This is a genomic window from Paenibacillus whitsoniae (assembly GCF_003955665.1).
Classification (GTDB): Bacteria; Bacillota; Bacilli; order Paenibacillales; family NBRC-103111; genus Paenibacillus_E; species Paenibacillus_E whitsoniae.
The window spans coordinates 1-1,233 of record NZ_RXHU01000143.1; the positions used below are offsets into that span (position 1 = coordinate 1).

2 protein-coding genes are annotated in these 1,233 nt (G+C 50.9%); both read right to left on the reverse strand.

Going from position 1 to position 1,233, the window contains the following annotated elements; translation table 11 throughout:
* Positions 1-620, reverse strand: a 620-nt coding sequence (locus EJQ19_RS31095) for a response regulator (RefSeq protein WP_164716852.1), incomplete at its 3' end; no start/stop codon positions are given.
* A gap of 24 nt (positions 621-644) precedes the next feature.
* On the reverse strand, positions 645-1,233 hold a 589-nt coding region (locus EJQ19_RS31100; protein ID WP_164716854.1), incomplete at its 5' end, for a glycosyltransferase family 2 protein.

Sequence of the window (1,233 nt, forward strand, 5' to 3'; positions counted from 1 at the left end):
ATCGGCAGGTTCAGCTCCGTAATGACCAAGTCAGGCATGGATTTCTCAAATTTTTCGAGTGCTTCACTGCCATCCTTCGCCTCTTCAACCTTGTAACCGTTAATCTCCAGCCGCAGCTTGACAAACTCTCTGCTCACCTCGTCCGGATCGGCGATGAGAATCGAGGTAATGGTCCCCTGCTGAACCCCATGGTTCATGAACAGGTGAATATCTCGGCTCTCCCCTTTCCCTTGCAGTGTCGTCTGGAGCAGTTGGGAAATCGACTGTTCCGTCAGCTCGCCACTCTCCGGAAAGCTCGCGACGACCATCTGACCCTCGAGCACATGCTGCTGTTCCACGAACTCTTTGAGCACGAGCGAGGCGTAATGGGTGTTGATCAGCTTTTGCCCGGGCAGAACAATGCCGATAAGGCCGCTGGCATCCAAGTAGAAGCATTGAAAGGGGACCTCCGGCTCAAAACCGCTCACATAGGACTGCACTTGTTCAAGCAGCTTCGGGCCTACCGCTGCGCATGGCGCAAGGATCATCCCGCATGGCGTACCCTTTTCAAAGGAAGCCTGGACTTTTTCTGCTACTTGCAACATTGCTTCTTGAATCGGATCGTGCGCTAATACCGCCATCTTCTCCACTCCTCTTGTCTTTGTTTATTTATTAAAATTGGTGCGGACCATCGTTCCCCACGAGTTGTTATTGCGAAGGAATTGGACGTGTCCGTTTAACCTCCACCAAACACCGATTTGCCGATACCCCGCGAACATTAAGAGCGAGAATAAGAGCATTTTGTTCAAGTCGCGCAGCTTGGGATACCGGCTGAAGGCCGTCTCTTCAATAAACAAGGCCCCCAGGCTTAAAGCAAAACAGGAAAACAAATTGACTAGCGAAAAAATGACGACCGTGTGCCAATCCGTCATATTCAGCAACCAGTAGCCCAATATGGCCAACAGGCCGCTAAGGCGGAAATACGGGTTCAACGTTTCAAAAATGATGTTATAGGGAATTGTCAGCATCCCGAAGATTTTGTATTTCGGGCGCAGCACCATGTAAATGCCTTCTTCAATCATATTTTTCAGATTTCCCCGCCCCCAGCGCTTGCGCTGACTGCTCAAGATCCGGTACGAATCAGGCGCTTGGGTCCAACAGACAGCATCCGGGCAAAAGGCCACCCGATACGGGATTTTATTCTCCAGACAGTGACGGTGAAGCTTAATCACAATGTTCATATCCTCACCGGGG